The sequence below is a fragment of the Bradyrhizobium sp. Mp27 genome, from assembly GCF_029953005.1.
In the GTDB taxonomy this organism is placed as follows: domain Bacteria; phylum Pseudomonadota; class Alphaproteobacteria; order Rhizobiales; family Xanthobacteraceae; genus Bradyrhizobium; species Bradyrhizobium barranii.
Genome location: NZ_JASAUS010000043.1, coordinates 1 through 16,156 on the forward strand (window position 1 = coordinate 1; position 16,156 = coordinate 16,156).

The 16,156-nt window shown below is 64.9% G+C and carries 18 protein-coding genes; 15 read left to right on the forward strand and 3 right to left on the reverse strand.

The window, feature by feature from the left end:
- Positions 1-379, forward strand: a 379-nt coding sequence (locus tag QJT78_RS22005; protein ID WP_281460294.1) for a porin, incomplete at its 5' end; no start/stop codon positions are given.
- A 464-nt stretch (positions 380-843) separates the two neighbouring features.
- Here the strand turns inward: QJT78_RS22005 and QJT78_RS22010 are convergent.
- Positions 844-3,222: a lytic transglycosylase domain-containing protein gene (locus QJT78_RS22010; protein WP_049831763.1), complete on the reverse strand. Its 2,379-nt coding sequence runs from the start codon at positions 3,220-3,222 to the stop codon at positions 844-846.
- A gap of 280 nt (positions 3,223-3,502) precedes the next feature.
- Here QJT78_RS22010 and dapA point away from each other — a divergent pair, with 280 nt between their 5' ends.
- Genes dapA through QJT78_RS22030 form a run of 4 tightly spaced genes read left to right on the forward strand, consistent with a single transcriptional unit; the run spans position 3,503 to position 5,992 of the window.
- Positions 3,503-4,393 (forward strand): 4-hydroxy-tetrahydrodipicolinate synthase, encoded by an 891-nt coding sequence (gene dapA, locus QJT78_RS22015; RefSeq protein WP_038975901.1) that lies wholly within the window; start codon positions 3,503-3,505, stop codon positions 4,391-4,393.
- A gap of 23 nt (positions 4,394-4,416) precedes the next feature.
- Positions 4,417-4,860, forward strand: coding sequence for a large conductance mechanosensitive channel protein MscL (mscL, locus tag QJT78_RS22020; RefSeq protein ID WP_272481405.1), 444 nt, complete (start codon positions 4,417-4,419; stop codon positions 4,858-4,860).
- Positions 4,861-4,919: 59 nt separating this feature from the next.
- Complete coding sequence (smpB, locus tag QJT78_RS22025; protein WP_008133025.1) at positions 4,920-5,393, forward strand: SsrA-binding protein SmpB; 474 nt, start codon at positions 4,920-4,922, stop codon at positions 5,391-5,393.
- A gap of 17 nt (positions 5,394-5,410) precedes the next feature.
- Positions 5,411-5,992: a peroxiredoxin gene (locus tag QJT78_RS22030; RefSeq protein ID WP_028150637.1), complete on the forward strand. Its 582-nt coding sequence runs from the start codon at positions 5,411-5,413 to the stop codon at positions 5,990-5,992.
- Here the strand turns inward: QJT78_RS22030 and QJT78_RS22035 are convergent.
- Together QJT78_RS22035 and QJT78_RS22040 are read right to left on the reverse strand one after the other, a co-directional pair.
- Positions 5,989-6,663, reverse strand: a complete 675-nt coding sequence (locus QJT78_RS22035; protein ID WP_028150636.1) for a uracil-DNA glycosylase — start codon at positions 6,661-6,663, stop codon at positions 5,989-5,991. The two genes, QJT78_RS22030 and QJT78_RS22035, sit on opposite strands and share 4 nt — an antisense overlap.
- Positions 6,644-7,291, reverse strand: coding sequence for an NYN domain-containing protein (locus QJT78_RS22040; RefSeq protein WP_014494741.1), 648 nt, complete (start codon positions 7,289-7,291; stop codon positions 6,644-6,646). Before QJT78_RS22040 ends, QJT78_RS22035 begins: the two co-directional genes overlap by 20 nt.
- 329 nt (positions 7,292-7,620) lie before the next feature.
- Between QJT78_RS22040 and rpoZ the strand changes: the two genes are divergently transcribed.
- From rpoZ to QJT78_RS22090, 10 genes are all read left to right on the forward strand, one after another.
- Positions 7,621-8,013: a DNA-directed RNA polymerase subunit omega gene (rpoZ, locus tag QJT78_RS22045; RefSeq protein WP_014494742.1), complete on the forward strand. Its 393-nt coding sequence runs from the start codon at positions 7,621-7,623 to the stop codon at positions 8,011-8,013.
- Positions 8,014-8,220: 207 nt separating this feature from the next.
- A complete protein-coding gene (locus tag QJT78_RS22050; RefSeq protein ID WP_038943272.1) occupies positions 8,221-10,506 on the forward strand; it encodes a bifunctional (p)ppGpp synthetase/guanosine-3',5'-bis(diphosphate) 3'-pyrophosphohydrolase in 2,286 nt (761 codons plus the stop codon).
- Between the two features lie 45 nt (positions 10,507-10,551).
- Entirely contained in the window at positions 10,552-11,304 is a 753-nt protein-coding gene (locus QJT78_RS22055; RefSeq protein ID WP_028150634.1) for a pyridoxine 5'-phosphate synthase, read from the forward strand.
- Positions 11,301-11,720, forward strand: a complete 420-nt coding sequence (acpS, locus tag QJT78_RS22060; protein WP_028150633.1) for a holo-ACP synthase — start codon at positions 11,301-11,303, stop codon at positions 11,718-11,720. Before QJT78_RS22055 ends, acpS begins: the two co-directional genes overlap by 4 nt.
- A gap of 250 nt (positions 11,721-11,970) precedes the next feature.
- Positions 11,971-12,735, forward strand: coding sequence for a signal peptidase I (gene lepB, locus QJT78_RS22065; RefSeq protein WP_014494746.1), 765 nt, complete (start codon positions 11,971-11,973; stop codon positions 12,733-12,735).
- Positions 12,732-13,553 (forward strand): ribonuclease III, encoded by an 822-nt coding sequence (gene rnc / locus QJT78_RS22070; protein WP_028150632.1) that lies wholly within the window; start codon positions 12,732-12,734, stop codon positions 13,551-13,553. The genes lepB and rnc overlap by 4 nt, the downstream gene beginning before the upstream one ends.
- On the forward strand, positions 13,543-14,469 hold the full coding sequence (gene era, locus QJT78_RS22075; protein WP_014494748.1) for a GTPase Era: 927 nt from the start codon (positions 13,543-13,545) through the stop codon (positions 14,467-14,469). The genes rnc and era overlap by 11 nt, the downstream gene beginning before the upstream one ends.
- 21 nt (positions 14,470-14,490) lie before the next feature.
- Positions 14,491-14,871: a hypothetical protein gene (locus QJT78_RS22080; protein ID WP_028150631.1), complete on the forward strand. Its 381-nt coding sequence runs from the start codon at positions 14,491-14,493 to the stop codon at positions 14,869-14,871.
- Positions 14,872-15,011: 140 nt separating this feature from the next.
- Positions 15,012-15,764 (forward strand): DNA repair protein RecO, encoded by a 753-nt coding sequence (gene recO / locus QJT78_RS22085; protein WP_212480934.1) that lies wholly within the window; start codon positions 15,012-15,014, stop codon positions 15,762-15,764.
- A 103-nt stretch (positions 15,765-15,867) separates the two neighbouring features.
- Positions 15,868-16,146 carry a hypothetical protein gene (locus QJT78_RS22090; protein WP_038943269.1) on the forward strand — a complete coding sequence of 93 codons (279 nt, stop codon included), beginning with the start codon at positions 15,868-15,870 and terminating at the stop codon, positions 16,144-16,146.
- Positions 16,147-16,156 lie beyond the last annotated feature (10 nt).

Sequence of the window (16,156 nt, forward strand, 5' to 3'; positions counted from 1 at the left end):
TGGCGCCTACACCCACAACTGGGATGCGTACTGGAACACGGCAATCTACGGTTCGTACGCTCAGCTGAAGTACGGCAACGGTGGTGCGGCTCTCGTTTGCGGCCAACTCGCTACGTTGGGTGCCGCCACCGCGGGTATCACCTCTTGCAACCCGGACTTCAACATCGGCACGATCGGTCTGATCACCCGCTGGACGCCGGTGAAGAACCTGACCTTCTCGGCGGACGTGGCTTACACCATGCTCGACCAGAAGTACGCGGGCACGATCAGCACGCTCGCCGCTGGCCCTGCGTTTGTTGTGGCCAAGCCGGGTGCCGTGTACGAGCTGAAGGATCAGAGCACGGTCAGCATGCTGATCCGCGCTCAGCGCAACTGGTAAGTTTGGTCTAACGACCTGACAGAGAGCCCCGGCGGGAAACCGCCGGGGCTTTTCTTTTGGCGGCATGGCTGTTTTAACGCCGCGGAGGGCTGGCGTTGCTCCCGTGCTCCATCGTCCGTGACGATCTGGACGAGGCTGTTACGGAGGAGAGGCCTCGGCGCTGCGGGCATCTCCGCGCAATGTATGCAACGGGCCGACTGCCGTTGACGGCATGGCCTTGCAAGCTCCCCACCGTCCTGACGCTGCAGCAGGCGGCGATCGACGCCTTCATGTTCGAGGAGGTGGAACGGCGAGCTTGCCGATCGGACGACGACCAGGAAGCGCTCGGGCTCAGCGTCGAGCAAGGCTCGCCTGAAGATCGCGCGCGAGCTTCAGCCCTTCTTCAGCGGCTCACGTCCGGACACGTTGCGGCGCTCGCCGCCGATGCTCTCGGCGGTCAATCGGGAGCGCATAGGAGGATGGCTCTATTCCACGCTGCCGGTGCCGCGGCGCAGGTCCGCCTCGATCTGCAACCGTGTGCCGCCGCCGAAGCGGGCGCGGTAGACCTGAAGATTCTCCATGATCCGCTGCACGTAGTTGCGCGTCTCGGAGAACGGAATCAGCTCGACCCAGTCGACCGCGTCGACCTTGGGATCGCGCGGGTCGCCGTAGCGGTCGACCCATTTCTTCACGCTGCCGCGGCCGGCATTGTAGGCGGCAAAGGTCATGATGTAGGAGCCGCGGTAGTCCTCGAGCAGTCCGCCGAGCTCGGCCGAGCCGAGCGTGGCGTTGTAGACCGAATCGTTCTTCAGCCGCCCCAGATCGTAGGTCGCGCCGTGCCGCTTGCAGACGTAACGCGCGGCGTCCGGCGTCACCTGCATCAGGCCGTAAGCCTGCGCCGGCGAGACCACTGAGGGGTTGAACGCGCTTTCCTGCCGCGCGATCGCATAGACGATGCTGCGCTCGACCTCGGGGCCGATCGGCGTGAACTGCGGAATGCCGTTGACGGGATAGGCGTAGAAGTCGAAGGGGAGGCCGCGGTTGAGCGCAGCCTTGCCGAGCAGCAGCATGCCGCGCGCGTCGCTGTAGCGCTGGGTGAGCTCGCCAAGGCCGGCAAGCGCCTCGGGATCGCCGTTCTCGCCCATGTCGGCGAGAACAGGTATCGCCATCTCGCGTTCGTCGAGCTCGTAGAGCAGGTGCGCGGCGCGCACGATCTCCAGCCGTTCGGCGCCGCGGCCGCGCGGCTGGCTGTTGAGCTCGATCTGCGGCAGGCCGAGTTTTGCGCGCGCGAGCTGGCCGTAATAGCTGGTAGATTGCTCGGCCGCCCGCGCGTAGGCGTTGCGCGCCTCCTGCTGGCGGCCCGCCGCTTCCGCCGCGCGGCCCTGCCAATAGCCGGCGCGCGCCAGCGTGGTCGGATTGACGCTGCCGACGCCGATGCGGGCGAAATGCTGGCTGGCGGCCGCGGGATCATTGAGGAAGCGCAGCGCGATCCAGCCGGCGGTGAACTCCTGCTCGGTCTTGTAGATGTCGCGCGAGGGCAGGGCCGCATCGCGCGCGATCAGATAGGCGCTGCGGAATTCCTCGGTGTCGATCATCTTGCGCGCCAGCAGGCGCCGCTCGATCCACCATTCGTCGAGATTGTAGAGCCGGTTCGGATCCTTCGGCGCCGACAGCATCAGCTGGGCGGCTTCGGCGAACTTCTCCTCGCGGCGCAGGAGCTGGATCTTGCTGAAGATGAAGCCGGGATCGTTGTGCAGCTCGCGCGGCACGGCGTCGAGCAGTGCGCGCGCGTTCGGCGCCTTCTTGACGGAGGCGATGCGGGCCTTGGCCAGCGCGACGTAGCCGGCGCCGAGGCGCTTTGCCGCGCGGAGCGCGGCTTCGTTCTCGCTGCCGTAGAGCAAGGTGTCCATCCGCGCCTTCTGGTCGCCCGGCGTCAGCAGGGCGCCGAACTGGTCGAGCGCGTTATTCTCGGTCTCCTCCGACATCGGATCACTGCGCCAGGCCTCGCGCACCAGCCGCTCGGCATTGGCGCGGTCGCCGCGCGCCAGCATCGCCTTGGCGAGCGTGAAGCGGCCCTTGGCGGACACAGGCGATTCATTCTCGAACCACGACCACGCGACCGAATCGTCGCGCCTGTCGTCCCACATCGCGGCCTCGAGGCGCCGGCGCAGGAAGGTCTGCGACGGCCAGCTCGGATTGGCGGAGAGGAAGGCGCGATAGCGTTCCACGGTCGCGCCATTGTCCTCGCTGCGCAGGATGATCCATTCGGCGAGCTTTCGTGCGACGGGATCCGAGATCGAGGCGGCGTAATTGGTGGCGTCGGCCGCCTTGCGCTTGCGCACGAGCTCGATGACGTTCTCGAGCGTGTCCTTGTCGGCCTGCGACGTCGAGGAGGTCGCAGCGACCGCGGCCGGCGTGACCGGCTTGCGCGGCGTGGCGTGCTGGCGGGTCGCCGGCGCAAGCAGAGGAGCCGCGACGGGTTTGGCGACGGGCGCCGGGGCGGCTGGCCTGACGGTGGCCGTCACGGCCGGCGCGGGGGCGGTCTTGGGGGGCGAGCCATTGGCGGCCGGCTGTGATTTTGGCGCGGCGGCTGCGGGCTTGGGCTTGTCCTTTTCCTTGGCGGGTTCCTTGCCGGCGCTCTTGCCTGCATCCTTGCCAGGTTTCTTCGCGGCATCCTTGGCCGGGGCGGCAGCTGCTCCCTTGCTCGCGCCCTTCGGTGTTTCCTTGCCGGTTCCCTTCGTTGTTTCTTTGGCCGATCCCTTCGCGGCGTCCTTGGCCGCCGGCTTCGCGGTGTCCTTGGCCCCGTCCGCGGTCGTCTCATTGGACTTGGCCAGGGCGGCGCAGCCGACCGACAGCCCGGCCATGAGGCACACGGCCAGACCGGTGGATCGCCATGCGGAACGAGGAAAGGAAGTCACGGCGTTTGGTCGCCCCGAATCAGTCAGTTGGCTCAAGACCTAGCTGTATTCGCTTGAATATGCGGACAAAATACCAACAGCTGCTTACCTTTGCCCGGTTTGCACCACCACCGCGGCAAAATCGCGGCTTAAACGGTGCGTCACACGGAAGCGGGTCTTTTACCGGCGGGATAGACCCGATATGAATGCAGCTTGCTCAAGAGATAGCCGCGTACGGAGGAAGTCCATGGCAGCCAAGACGAAATTCCGGGGATCGTTCACCGCCTTGGTTACGCCGTTCAAGAACGGCTCGCTGGACGAGGCGGCGTTCCGCTCGCTGGTCAACTGGCAGATCTCGGAAGGCACCAACGGCCTGGTCCCGGTCGGCACCACCGGCGAGAGCCCGACGCTCAGCCATGACGAGCACAAGAAGGTCGTAGAATGGTGCATCGCTGAAGCCAAGGGGCGCGTACCCGTGGTCGCGGGCGCCGGCTCCAATTCGACGAAAGAGGCGATCGAGCTCGCGCAGCACGCCGAGAAGGCCGGCGCGGACGCCGTGCTGGTTGTGACGCCCTATTACAACAAGCCGACCCAGGAAGGGATGTACCAGCACTTCAAGGCGATCAACGATGCGATCGGCATCCCGATCATCATCTACAACATTCCGCCGCGCTCGGTGATCGACATGTCGGTCGACACCATGAAGCGGCTGTGGGAGCTGAAGAACATCGCCGGCGTCAAGGACGCCACCGCCAGCATGGTCCGCGTCTCGCAGCAGCGCGCGGCGATGGGCGAGGATTTCAACCAGCTCTCCGGCGAGGACGCGACCATCCTCGGCTACATGGCGCATGGCGGCCACGGCTGCATCTCGGTGACTTCGAACGTCGCGCCGCGCCTGTGCTCGGAATTCCAGGCCGCCTGGGCGAAGGGCGATACCAAGGCGGCGCTCGCAATCCACGACAAGCTGATGCCGCTGCACAACAACCTCTTCATCGAGAGCAACCCGGCGCCAATCAAGTACGCGATGTCGCTGCTCGGCAAGCTGGACGAGACGCTGCGGCTGCCGATGGTTCCGGTCACCGAGCCGACGCGCGTTGCCGTGCGCAGCGCCATGGTTCATGCTGGGCTGATCAATTGATTTAGCCAACCGGGGAGCCGTTCATGAGCGTCGACGAGAAGGGCAGGAAGATGCTCACGGAGTTCCGCGAGTTCGCCATGAAAGGCAACGTCGTCGACCTCGCCGTCGGCGTCATCATCGGTGCGGCCTTCGGCGGCATCGTCACGTCGCTGGTCGGTGACATCATCATGCCGATCATCGGCGCTGCGACCGGCGGCCTCGATTTCTCGAACTACTTCGCCCCCTTGTCGAAGGCGGTGACCGCCACCAACTTAGCGGATGCGAAAAAGCAAGGTGCAGTACTTGCTTACGGCAGCTTCCTGACGCTGACGATCAACTTCATCATCGTCGCCTTCGTGTTGTTCCTGGTGATCCGCGCCATGAACACGCTGAAGCGCAAGGAGGAGGCGGCGCCTGCGGCTCCGGCAAAACCGTCGGCCGAGGTCGAACTGCTGACCGAGATCCGCGATCTCCTCAAGAAGTCTTGACGCGCGCGCTTCATCCGAGCTGTTAGCTTACGCGCGTATCTCGATCAGGTTTGTCTTCCATGGCCGATAAGAACGAACGTCCAATCAAGGTCATGGCGGAAAATCGCAAGGCCCGCTTCAACTATGCGATCGAAGACACGATCGAGGCGGGCATTGCGCTCACCGGCACCGAGGTCAAATCGATCCGCAACGGCAAGAGCACGATCGCGGAGTCCTACGCCGATTCCAAGGACGGCGAGATCTGGCTGATCAACGCCACCATTCCCGAATATCTCCAGGGCAACCGCTTCAATCACGAGCCCAAGCGGCCGCGAAAGCTGCTTCTGCATCGCAAGCAGATCAACAAGCTGATGGGCGCGGTCGACCGCGAAGGCATGACGCTGATCCCGCTCAAGCTCTATTTCAACGAGCGCGGGCGAGCCAAACTGCAGCTGGCGGTTGCAAAGGGCAAGAAGCTGCACGACAAGCGCGAGTCCGAGAAGAAGCGCGACTGGAGCCGGGAGAAGGGCCGGCTGTTGCGGGCGAGGGGATAGCGGCAAGAGGTTGGCGGATGACTCAGAAGAACCTGCTCGAGGTCGATTGGAGCCAGATTCCCGCACCCGCCGACGACGGCGGCGCCGCGCATCTCAAGGGCATGACCTTGCCTCCAGTCAGCCTGCTCGCGACCGACGATACGTCGGTGAATCTGTCGGCGCTCTCCGGCCGGACCGTGGTGTTCGCCTATCCGCGCACCGGCGAGCCCGGCAAGATCGGGCTGGTCGACGATTGGGACATGATCCCGGGCGCGCGCGGTTGCACGCCGCAGACTTGCGCGTTTCGTGACCTGTTTGCCGAGCTGAAAGCCGCCGGCGCCGCCCAGGTGTACGGCCTCTCGACCCAGAGCAACGCGTACCAGACCGAGATGGCGTCGCGGCTGCACCTGCCGTTCCCCGTGCTGTCGGACGAGAAGCTGGCGCTGACGCGCGCCCTCAATCTGCCGACCATGGAGGTCGCTGGCCTGACCTTGATCAAGCGGCTTGCGCTGATCATTGACGATGCCAAGATCACCCATGTGTTCTATCCGGTGTTTCCGCCCGACCGGAACGCCGGCGATGTCCTGGACTGGCTGAAGGCCAATCCAGCCGAGCCCTAGTCCAGGTCGGCCTTCACCTTCGCGAACACGCTGCGGAACATGTCCGTCGTCAGCACGCCGGTGTTCGTGTTGTAGCGCGAGCAATGATAGCTGTCGTAGAGCCTGAATGCGCCGGCCAGATGCACGGCGCCGTGGCCGAAGGGAGCTTGCGAAGCCTTCAGGTTCAGCGGCTTGAGCACCGTGTCGTGCGCAATGCGTCCGAGCGCGACGATGGCGCGCAAGTTCGGCATCGTCGCGAGATTGGCCCCGAGGAACTGGCGGCAGGTGTTGATCTCGACCGGCAGCGGCTTGTTCTGCGGCGGAACGCAATGCACGGCATTGGCGATCCGGCAGTCGACCAGCTTGAGGCCGTCGTCGGGCCGCGCCTGATAGGTGCCCTTGGCGAAGCCGTATTCGAGCAGCGTGGCGTAGAGCAGGTCGCCGGCATAGTCGCCGGTGAAGGGGCGGCCGGTGCGGTTGGCGCCCTGCATGCCTGGTGCAAGGCCGACGATCAGCAAGCGCGCCGTGATGTCGCCGAAGGGGGGAACCGGCGCGTTGTGCCACAACGGCTCGCGCGCGCGGTTCGCCTCGCGAAAGGCGACCAGGCGCGGACAAAGCGGACAGTCACGGTCGGGGACGAGGGTGAGAGGCTGGCGGCTTGACCGGGCCGCCTCACTCCTCGAAGTCGTCATCGCCCCTCGGCGCCATCGTGGTCGCGCGCTGGAGGAACTGCGGGGCGTGATGGCGTCCCTCGCCACGCTCGCCGCGGTCACGCGGGGCGGGGCGTTCGGACGGGTCGCGGCCGAGCTTGGATTGCAGCTCGACGAGGTCGGTGAAGACATCGGCCTGGCGGCGCAGCTCGTCGGCGATCATCGGCGGCTGGCTCGCGATGGTGGAGATCACGGTGACCCGGACGCCGCGGCGCTGGACGGCTTCGACCAGGGAGCGGAAGTCGCCGTCACCCGAGAAAAGCACCATCTGGTCGATGTGCTCGGCGAGCTCCATCGCGTCCACGGCGAGCTCGATGTCCATGTTGCCCTTGACCTTGCGGCGGCCGGAGGCGTCGATGAACTCCTTGGTCGCCTTGGTGACGACCGTGTAGCCGTTGTAGTCGAGCCAGTCGATCAGCGGGCGGATCGAGGAGTACTCCTGATCCTCGATGATCGCGGTGTAGTAGAACGCCCGCAACAGCGTCCCGCGGCTCTGAAACTCCTTCAGCAGGCGCTTGTAGTCGATGTCGAAGCCCAGAGTTTTCGCCGTCGCGTAGAGATTGGCCCCATCGATGAAGAGCGCGATCTTGTTAGTTGCAGAAGGTGACATTCAGTTTGCTCGCGTAGCGTTCGTGATTGATCGTTTATTGTTGGCGCGGCGACAGCAAGCCGCGCAATCTTATGGTGCCGCCGAAACCCGTCGAAACCGCAAATCCGGAGAAGTCGTGGCAATCAAGGTATAGTTATGGCGGACCTGCATACGCCCGGTGCCACCCTCCATGGCAGCCCGGCAAACCACCCATCCCAGCCCCAATGTGGGGGTAGCAGAGCCGTTTGGCGAGGCCAAATCACAAATTGGCCTTGCGAAATCGCCCTGTCCCCTATAACTAGCGCCAATCATCCACATATTTCGTCCCACCCACAACGGAGCGACAGTCCATGGCTCGCGTCACCGTAGAAGATTGTATCGACAAGGTCGACAACCGGTTTGACCTGGTCCTACTGGCCGCCCACCGGGCCCGCATGATTTCGTCCGGTTCACAACTAACGGTTGACCGCGATAACGACAAGAACCCCGTTGTGTCTTTGCGCGAAATTGCGGACGAAACCATCTCGCCGGAGGACCTCCGCGAGGAGCTGGTCCACTCGCTCCAGAAATTCGTCGAGGTCGACGAGCCCGAGCCCGATACGGTCCCGCTGATCGGTTCCGCCGGTGCCAGCGTCGATGCCGACGATACCGAAGTTGCCGTTGAGCGCATGACCGAAGAGGAGCTCCTGAAGGGCCTCGAGGGCCTCGCGCCGCCGGAAGAACAGCCCGAGGAGGACGAGTAATCGTCCCGTCGCAGTTGTCGATTTCTTGTGATCCTATCAAAGGCCCGAACCCGTGTTCGGGCCTTTGCTTTTGTTGGCGTTTTCGTGGTTACCATAGCGTTGCCGCATCGCGCTGCGCGCCTGTCACCGAATTGATCGGACGCACGCGCGATCGGGGCTAAGATGTATGCAACGGGCGGCTCATGGTCCGTTTGAAGGCAGGATGGCATGGTGTATCGGGGCCGGAGACAAACGCAGATGCTGGCCGCAACCGAATCGGTTGCCGTGGCCCCGACTGCGCCGGTGGGGCGCCCGGCCAAGCCTCGCGCGCGCATGATGCGTCAATATGACCTCGTCGAGCGCGTCAGGTCCTACAATCCCAATACCAACGAAGACCTGCTGAACCGCGCCTACGTCTACGCCATGAAGGCGCACGGCTCGCAGACCCGTGCCTCGGGCGATCCGTACTTCTCGCACCCGCTCGAAGTGGCGGCGATTCTCACCGATCTGAAGCTCGACGATGCCACCATCGTGGCCGCCCTGCTGCACGACACGATCGAGGACACCGAGGCGACGCGCGCCGAGATCGACCAGATCTTCGGGCCCGAGATCGGCGCGCTGGTCGAGGGCCTGACCAAGCTGAAGCGGCTGGAGCTGGTGTCGCGCGAGGCCAAGCAGGCCGAGAACCTGCGCAAATTGTTGCTGGCCATTGCCGACGATGTCCGCGTTCTGCTGGTCAAGCTCGCCGATCGCCTGCACAACATGCGTACGCTGGACTTCGTGCCGCCGGAGTCGCGACGGCGCATTGCCGAGGAGACGCTCGACATCTATGCGCCGCTGGCCGGCCGCATGGGCATGCAGGAAATGCGCGAGGAGCTGGAGGATTTGTCCTTCCGCACCCTCGATCCGGAAGCCTATTCGGTGGTGATGCAGCGGCTCGACGCGCTCGCCGAGCGCAACCGCAACCTGATCGGCGAAATCGAGGACCAGCTCTCCAACAATCTGCGCCACCGGGGGCTGGGCGCGCGGGTCTATGGCCGCCGCAAGAAGCCGTTCTCGATCTGGACCAAGATGGAACGCAAGTCGGTCGGCTTCGAGCAATTGTCCGACATCTTCGGCTTCCGCCTCGTCGTCAACGACATCGAGGCCTGCTATCGCGCGCTCGGCATCGTCCACACCAACTGGCCGGTCGTGCCCGGGCGTTTCAAGGACTACATCTCGACGCCGAAGCAGAACGACTACCGCTCGATCCACACCACGGTGATCGGCCCTGGCAACCAGCGTGTTGAGCTGCAGATCCGTACCGAGGCGATGGACCAGATCGCCGAGCGCGGCATCGCCGCACATGTGTTCTACAAGGAAGACGTGGGCTCGCCGACCGAGTTTCTCAAGCGCGAGTCCAACGCGTTCGCCTGGTTGCGCCACACCATCGGCATCCTCTCGGAGAGTGCCAACCCCGAGGAATTCCTCGAGCACACCAAGCTCGAGCTGTTCCACGACCAGGTGTTCTGCTTCACCCCGAAGGGCAAGCTGATCGCGCTGCCGCGCCATGCCAATGTGATCGACTTCGCCTATGCCGTGCACACCGACGTCGGCAACAGCGCCGTCGGCTGCAAGATCAACGGCCAGTTCGCGCCGCTGTCCTCGGAGCTCCAGAACGGCGACGAGGTCGAGGTGCTGACCTCGGAGGCGCAAGCGGCGCCGCCCTCGGCCTGGGAAACGCTCGCTGTCACCGGCAAGGCGCGCGCCGCGATCCGCCGCGCCACCAGGACCGCGGTGCGCGACCAATATGTCGGTCTCGGCCGGCGCATCGTCGAACGCCTGTTCGAGCGCGCCAAGATCGAATACGCCGACGACAAGCTCAAGGGCGCGCTGCCGCGGCTCGCGCGTACCTCGATCGAGGACGTCATGGCGGCGGTCGGCCGCGGCGAGATCAAGGCCTCCCACGTCGCGCGTGCGATGTATCCCGACTACAAGGAGGAGCGCATCGCGCGCTACGGCGCCAAGAAGGGGCTCGCAGCCAAGCTCAGGGAGAAGTCGTCGGAGCCGCCGCGCAGCCCGGTCGCGATCCCGATCCGCAGCATCAATTCCGACCTGCCGGTGAAGTTCGCGCCGAACGGCGGCGCCTTGCCCGGGGACCGCATCGTCGGCATCGTCACGCCGGGCGAGGGGATCACGATCTACCCGATCCAGGCGCCGGCCCTGAAGGATTTCGAGGAGGAGCCGGAGCGCTGGCTCGACGTGCGCTGGGACATCGAGGATTCCGCGCCGCAGCGCTTCCCGGCCCGCATCAAGGTCGAGAACGTCAACGAGCCCGGCGCGCTGGCACAGATCGCGACCGTGATCGCCGAGCACGACGGCAACATCGACAACATCAGCATGCAGCGCCGCTCGCCCGATTTCACGGAGACGACGATCGACCTCGAGGTCTACGATCTCAAGCATCTGAGCGCGATCCTCGCCCAGTTGCGCGCCAAGGCGGTCGTCGCCCGTGTCGAACGTGTTAATGGATAGACGCCTCTCGCATGCGTCCGTCTCCCTGATTTCGTGAGTCCTGAAATGTCCGCTTCTCCGCTCCGCCTCGGCGTCAATATCGACCACGTCGCAACCGTGCGTAACGCGCGCGGCGGCCGCCATCCCGATCCGGTGCGCGCCGCGCTGCTTGCGATCGAGGCCGGCGCCGACGGCATCACCGCGCATCTGCGCGAGGATCGCCGCCACATCCGCGACGAGGACATGGCGCGGCTGAAGGCCGGGATCTCCAAGCCGCTCAATTTTGAGATGGCGGCGACCGACGACATGATGCGCATCTCGCTCGCCACGAAGCCGCACGCGGTGTGCCTCGTGCCCGAGCGCCGCCAGGAGGTGACGACCGAAGGCGGCCTCGACGTGGTCGGCCAGCACAATGCGCTCGCGCCCTATATCGCGCGGCTGAACGATGCCGGCATCCGGGTGTCGCTGTTCATCGCCGCGGACCCTGCGCAGATCGAGATGGCGGCGCGGCTGAAGGCGCCCGTGATCGAGATCCACACCGGCGCCTGGTGCGACGCCGTCGTCGAGGGTCATACCGACAAGGCCGGGGCGGAGTGGAAGCGGATCGTGGCGGGGGTGAAGCTGGCGAAGCAAGCCGGGCTCGAAATCCATGCCGGCCACGGGCTCGACTATGCGACCGCGGAGACGATCGCGGCGCTGCCGGAGATCATGGAGCTCAACATCGGCTACTACATGATCGGCGAAGCGCTGTTCGTCGGGCTCGCCGAGACGGTGCGCAGCATGCGCGCGGCGATGGATCGCGGCCGGAGCCGGGCATGATCATCGGCATCGGCTCCGACCTGATCGACATCACCCGCGTCGGCAAGGTGATCGAGCGCCATGGCGAACGTTTCCTCGACCGCATCTTCACCGCGGCCGAGCGGGCCAAGGCGGAGCGGCGCGCCAAGAGCGAGAAGATGGTGGTCGCAACCTACGCCAAGCGCTTCGCCGCCAAGGAGGCCTGCTCGAAGGCGCTCGGCACCGGCATCCGGAACGGTGTCTGGTGGCGCGACATGGGGGTGGTCAACCTGCCGGGGGGGCGGCCGACCATGCAGTTGACCGGCGGGGCGCTGGCCCGGCTCCAGGCCCTGACGCCCGAGGGGTTCGAAGCGAAAATCGACCTGTCGATCACCGACGACTGGCCGCTGGCGCAGGCCTTCGTCATCATTTCCGCCGTGCCGTTGGTCAGGCCCTGACTGTCAGCGGGTCGCTTTTATAATTCTCATTGAAAATCAATGCTTTATCCAGTTTTGATGCGATCCTTGATTGCGTGGCTCCCGACAACCGTCTAAAAGTCCGCGGACGCAAATCATGCTGGGCGAATTCGGCTTTACGCCGGAATTGGCCCTCATTATCAGAATCAGGACAATCTCCTTGGGCCGCGAAGCGATGGGCTGTTCGCGGAAGGAGGGCGCTCTGTGACCGCCGGCCGGAATTGAGAGAGCAATGAGCGTGACTTCGGGAACGAAAACTGAAAGCGGCGTCGGCGAAACGATCCGCGTCGTGATCCACGCTCTCCTGATCGCGCTCGTGATCCGCACGTTCCTGTTCCAGCCGTTCAACATTCCGTCCGGTTCGATGAAGGCGACGCTGCTGGTCGGTGACTATCTGTTCGTCTCGAAATATTCCTACGGCTATAGCCACTACTCGATCCCGTTCTCGCCGCCGCTGTTCTCGGGGCGGATCTGGGGCTCGGACCCGAACCGCGGCGACATCGTCGTGTTCCGCCTGCCGAAGGACGACTCCACCGATTACATCAAGCGCGTCATCGGCCTTCCCGGCGACCGCATCCAGATGAAGGATGGGCTGCTCTACATCAACGACACTCCGGTCGAGCGGCAGCGCATGAGCGAATTTGTCGGCGAGGATCCCTGCGGCTCCGAAGGCGGGGGCATCTCGCGGGTGAAGCGCTGGAAGGAAACGCTGCCGAACGGCGTGTCCTATGAGACGCTGGACTGCGCCGATAACGGCTACATGGACAATACCAACGTCTACAACGTGCCGCCGGGCCATTTCTTCATGATGGGCGACAACCGCGACAACTCCACCGACAGCCGTTTCCTCGGCCAGGTCGGCTATGTGCCGCAGGAGAATTTGATCGGCCGCGCCCAGATGATCTTCTTTTCCATCGCCGAAGGCGAGCATGCCTGGATGTTCTGGCGCTGGCCTTGGGCGGTGCGCTGGAACCGTTTCTTCAAAATCGTCCGATGAAAGACGAAGCCAAGGACATCCCGATCCAATCGACCGAGCCCTCGGCGGGCGCCGACGGCGAAGCGGCGACCAAGATTCCTGCAAAGAAGAAGCGGGTGCGGAGCAGCAAGGCCAAGGCCTCGGATGCGAACGCGGCGCTCGAGGCGCGCATCGGCCACAGCTTTGCCGATCCGAATCTGCTGATGCAGGCGATCACGCATGTCTCGGCGCTGAAGTCGGGGCGCAAGCGCGGCGACAGCTATCAGCGGCTGGAATTCCTGGGCGACCATGTGCTGGGGCTCGTCGTCTCTGACATGCTCTATCACGCCTTCCCGAATGCCGACGAGGGCGAGCTGTCCAAGCGACTTGCCGAACTGGTGCGCAAGGAGAGCTGCGCCGACGTTGCCAAATCGCTCGGTCTGCTCGACGACGTCAAGCTCGGTTCGGTCGGGCCGAGCGCCGATGCCCGCCTGCGCAAGAGCGTGCTCGGCGACATCTGCGAGGCCGTGATCGGCGCCGTCTTCCTCGACGGTGGCTACGCGGCGGCGGCGGAATTCGTCAGGCGCAACTGGACCGAACGCATGCACAAGCCGCGGCGTCCCTTGCGCGATCCCAAGACCGTGCTGCAGGAATGGGCGCAGGGGAAGGGGCTGCCGACGCCGGTTTACCGCGAGGTCGAGCGCACCGGCCCGCATCACGATCCGCAGTTCCGCGTCGCGGTGGATCTGCCGGGATTGGCGCCGGCCGAAGGCGTCGGTGGCAGTAAGCGTGCAGCGGAGAAGGTGGCGGCCTCAGTGATGATCGAACGTGAAGGTGTTGGCGGCGGCAATGACGGCTGAAGCAAGCGGTGAGGCGCCCTCCGCAACGCGCTGCGGTTTCGTTGCGCTGATCGGCGCGCCGAATGTCGGAAAATCCACGCTGGTCAATGCGCTGGTCGGGGCCAAGGTCACGATCGTCTCGCGCAAGGTGCAGACCACGCGCGCGCTGATCCGCGGCATCGTCATCGAGAACAACGCGCAGATCATCCTGGTCGACACGCCCGGCATCTTCCTGCCCAAGCGCAGGCTCGACCGCGCCATGGTCTCGACGGCCTGGAGCGGGGCGCATGATGCCGACCTCGTCTGCGTGCTGCTCGACGCCAAGACCGGGATTGATGAAGAGGCCGAGGCGATCCTCACCAAGGCCGCGAGCGTCAATCACGACAAGATTTTGGTCATCAACAAGGTCGATCTGGTCCAGCGCGAGAAGCTGCTGGCGCTGGCGCAGGCCGCCAACGAGCGCATGGCCTTTGCAAAGACCTTCATGATCGCGGCGATCTCGGGCGACGGCGTCGACGACCTCAGGCATACGCTGGCCGAAATCGTGCCGCCGGGGCCGTTCCTCTACCCCGAAGACCAGATGTCGGACGCGCCGATGCGGCAGCTTGCGGCCGAGATCACGCGCGAGAAGATCTATCGCAAGCTGCACCAGGAATTGCCCTACCAATCCACGGTCGAGACCGACAAGTGGGAGGAGCGCAAGGACAAGTCGGTGCGCATCGAGCAGACGATCTTCGTCGAGCGCGAGAGCCAGCGCAAGATCGTGCTGGGCGCAGGCGGCGCCACCATCAAGTCGATCGGCGCGGACTCGCGCAAGGAGATCGGCGAGATCCTGGGCGTGCCGGTGCACCTGTTCCTGTTCGTCAAGGTGCGCGAAAACTGGGGTGACGATCCCGATCGCTATCGCGAGATGGGCCTGGAATTTCCTAAAGAATAACCAAGAAAAGATCGGTCACCGATGAGCGTACCCAGCAACGTCCGGCGCTTCGAAGCGCTGCTCTATGCGTCATTGATGCTGGATGCCCTGTCGGTCGCGGTGCAGGACCGCACGCCCAATGCCGAGATGACCGAGCAGATGATCATGATGGCGACCATGCTCGCCGGCGGCATGATCCTGCTGCTGGTCTATTTCGTCTGGTTGGCTGCGCGTTGGCGCAAGAACTGGCCGCGCTGGGTGCTGGCGGCGGCCCTCGTGCTGTCCGTGATCTCGCTCGGCCAGATCATAGGCGAGAAGGGCCTGGAGCTCGACAGCGTCATCGAGATCGTCTCCTGCGTGCTGACCGCGATGGGGCTGTATTTCTCCTTCAGCGGCGATGCGCAGGGCTGGTTCAACGCCTAACGTCCTGCGCGATGCCGTAGGGTGGGCAAAGGCGCGCCCTTGCGCGCCGTGCCCACCATGATCGTGCCGTAAATCAAATTGGTGGGCACGCTTCGCTTTGCCCACCCTACGATCGCTCGAACTGCGCTACACTTCCTTCCATGGAATGGACCGACGAAGGCATCGTGCTGGGCGTGCGGCGGCATGGCGAGAGCAGCGCCATCGTCGAGCTGCTGACGCGTGTGCACGGCCGGCATCTCGGCCTCGTGCGCGGTGGCGCCGGTTCGCGGATGCGGCCGCTCTTGCAGCCCGGCAACAGCGTCAGCGTGGTGTGGCGGGCGCGGCTCGACGAGCATCTCGGCACCTATGCGGTCGAGGGCCTCAAGCTGCGCGCGGCGACGCTGCTGGGATCCTCCCACGGCGTCTATGGCGTCACCCATCTCGCCTCGATTGCGCGGCTGCTGCCGGAGCGCGATCCGCACGAAGACATCTTTGCGATGCTCGAACATTCGCTCGATGATTTCGACGATATCGGCAGTGCCGCCGTGCACCTCATCCATTTCGAGCTGGCGATGCTCGCCGAGCTCGGCTTCGGGCTCGCGCTGGAAAACTGCGCGGTGACCGGCGAGACCACGGACCTGATCTATGTTTCGCCGAAGTCCGGCGGCGCGGTGTCGCGCGGGGCCGGCGAACCGTGGCGCGACCGGCTGTTGCGCCTGCCGCCGTTCCTGCGTCGTGGCGAGGCCGCGAGCGACCTCACCGACCAGGATCTCCAGGACGGCTTCCGGCTCACCGGCCTGTTCCTGCTGCGCCATGTGCTGGAGCCCCGCGGCCAGGGCCATTCCGACGCGCGCGCCGGCTTCATCAATGCGCTGACGCGGCAGCAGGCGAAGGCGGCTATCCCGGCGCCATGACCTGAGGGGGCCTCTGCCTTGCCCGAGGGCATGATATTTCCTGGGAACGAAATCCGCCTGGTTGAATTGGCCCTCACAAGGTTCCACTACGGGGACAGCCTAAATGTTGATCAAGGGATTCGCCGTGTCGGCGGCGCTGCTTGCGTTTGCGCCTGACGCGGTGGCTGGCGAGCCGCAACCGGGTGTCTTTCGCAGGGCATCCTGCACCGTGGTCCGGTACTACGTGGCGAAATATTCCTCTGCGGCCGCAGAGAGTTGGGCGCGGTCCAAGGGGGCAACGGAGGCCGAAATCGAGGTCGCCCGGCGTTGCCTGACCAATGCGCCGGTCACCGCGCAAGCCAAGACCCAGCAGCCAGTGACCGCCGGCTGGGCAGGGCAATAGCCGCCCACAG

Excerpts from the sequence above, each read along its gene's own strand:
- QJT78_RS22050 (WP_038943272.1), top strand. The coding sequence starts at position 8,221 with ATGGTGTATCGGGGCCGGAGACAAACGCAGATGCTGGCCGCAACCGAA.
- lepB (WP_014494746.1), top strand. The coding sequence starts at position 11,971 with ATGAGCGTGACTTCGGGAACGAAAACTGAAAGCGGCGTCGGCGAAACG.
- QJT78_RS22030 (WP_028150637.1), top strand. The coding sequence starts at position 5,411 with ATGACTCAGAAGAACCTGCTCGAGGTCGATTGGAGCCAGATTCCCGCA.
- smpB (WP_008133025.1), top strand. The coding sequence starts at position 4,920 with ATGGCCGATAAGAACGAACGTCCAATCAAGGTCATGGCGGAAAATCGC.
- QJT78_RS22035 (WP_028150636.1), bottom strand. The coding sequence starts at position 6,663 with ATGACGACTTCGAGGAGTGAGGCGGCCCGGTCAAGCCGCCAGCCTCTC.
- rnc (WP_028150632.1), top strand. The coding sequence starts at position 12,732 with ATGAAAGACGAAGCCAAGGACATCCCGATCCAATCGACCGAGCCCTCG.
- rpoZ (WP_014494742.1), top strand. The coding sequence starts at position 7,621 with ATGGCTCGCGTCACCGTAGAAGATTGTATCGACAAGGTCGACAACCGG.
- QJT78_RS22010 (WP_049831763.1), bottom strand. The coding sequence starts at position 3,222 with ATGGCCGGGCTGTCGGTCGGCTGCGCCGCCCTGGCCAAGTCCAATGAG.
- QJT78_RS22090 (WP_038943269.1), top strand. The coding sequence starts at position 15,868 with ATGTTGATCAAGGGATTCGCCGTGTCGGCGGCGCTGCTTGCGTTTGCG.
- mscL (WP_272481405.1), top strand. The coding sequence starts at position 4,417 with ATGAGCGTCGACGAGAAGGGCAGGAAGATGCTCACGGAGTTCCGCGAG.
- QJT78_RS22080 (WP_028150631.1), top strand. The coding sequence starts at position 14,491 with ATGAGCGTACCCAGCAACGTCCGGCGCTTCGAAGCGCTGCTCTATGCG.
- acpS (WP_028150633.1), top strand. The coding sequence starts at position 11,301 with ATGATCATCGGCATCGGCTCCGACCTGATCGACATCACCCGCGTCGGC.
- era (WP_014494748.1), top strand. The coding sequence starts at position 13,543 with ATGACGGCTGAAGCAAGCGGTGAGGCGCCCTCCGCAACGCGCTGCGGT.
- QJT78_RS22055 (WP_028150634.1), top strand. The coding sequence starts at position 10,552 with ATGTCCGCTTCTCCGCTCCGCCTCGGCGTCAATATCGACCACGTCGCA.
- QJT78_RS22040 (WP_014494741.1), bottom strand. The coding sequence starts at position 7,291 with ATGTCACCTTCTGCAACTAACAAGATCGCGCTCTTCATCGATGGGGCC.
- recO (WP_212480934.1), top strand. The coding sequence starts at position 15,012 with ATGGAATGGACCGACGAAGGCATCGTGCTGGGCGTGCGGCGGCATGGC.
- dapA (WP_038975901.1), top strand. The coding sequence starts at position 3,503 with ATGGCAGCCAAGACGAAATTCCGGGGATCGTTCACCGCCTTGGTTACG.